Source organism: Streptomyces europaeiscabiei (assembly GCF_001550375.1).
GTDB classification, from domain to species: Bacteria; Actinomycetota; Actinomycetes; order Streptomycetales; family Streptomycetaceae; genus Streptomyces; species Streptomyces europaeiscabiei.
Genome location: NZ_LRTR01000910.1, coordinates 1 through 774, shown reverse-complemented (window position 1 = coordinate 774; position 774 = coordinate 1). Strand labels below are relative to the sequence as shown.

The window sequence follows — 774 nt, the reverse complement described above, 5'->3', positions numbered from 1 at the left end:
CGGTCCGGCGGGCCGCTGTCGGGGCGGCCGGCCTCAGCAGCGCCCGCACTCCGGCCCTGCCGGAGCCGGTGGCGACGGCGATCACCGCCGGTTCGGTGGCGCACAGGGCCTCGTCGAGGAGGCCGAGGGCGTCCTCGGTGGCCAGGGGGCGCAGACCGCCGCGGGCCAGGCGGCTCCGGTCGGCGTGGGACAGGCGGGCGGTGATGCCGCTGTCGTCGTCCCACAGGCCCCAGGCGACCGACGTGGCCGGCAGGCCCAGGGAGTGCCGGAGCGCGGCGAGACCGTCGAGGAAGGCGTTCGCGGCGGCGTAGTTGGACTGGCCGGGGGCGCCGAAGGTGCCCGCGGCGGAGGAGAACAGCACGAACGCGGCCAAGTCGAGGCGGGCGGTGAGGTCGTGCAGGTGCCAGGCCCCGTCGGCCTTGGGCCGCAGCACGGTGTCGAAGCGGGCGCCGTCGAGAGCGGTGAGGACGGCGTCGTCGGCGACCCCGGCCGCGTGGACGACGCCGGTCAGCCGTGCGCCGGCGGGCAGCCGTGTCAGCAGACGCTCCACGTCGGCGCGTTCGGCGACGTCGCAGGTCTCCAGGGACACCTGGGCACCCAGTGCGGTGAGTTCGGCGACGAGGGTGTCGGCGCCGTCGGCGGCACGGCCGCGCCGTGACACCAGCAGCAGGGACCGTACGCCGTGCCGGGTGACGAGGTGGCGGGCGACGGACCGGCCGAGGGTGCCGGTGGCGCCGGTGACGAGCACCGTACCCGCGGCGAGGTCCGGGGTGC

1 protein-coding gene is annotated in these 774 nt (G+C 77.3%); it reads right to left on the bottom strand.

Features of this window, described 5'->3' with window-relative positions; genetic code table 11:
* Nucleotides 1–774, bottom strand: a 774-nt coding sequence (locus tag AWZ10_RS45800) for a beta-ketoacyl reductase (RefSeq protein WP_159058622.1), incomplete at both ends; no start/stop codon positions are given.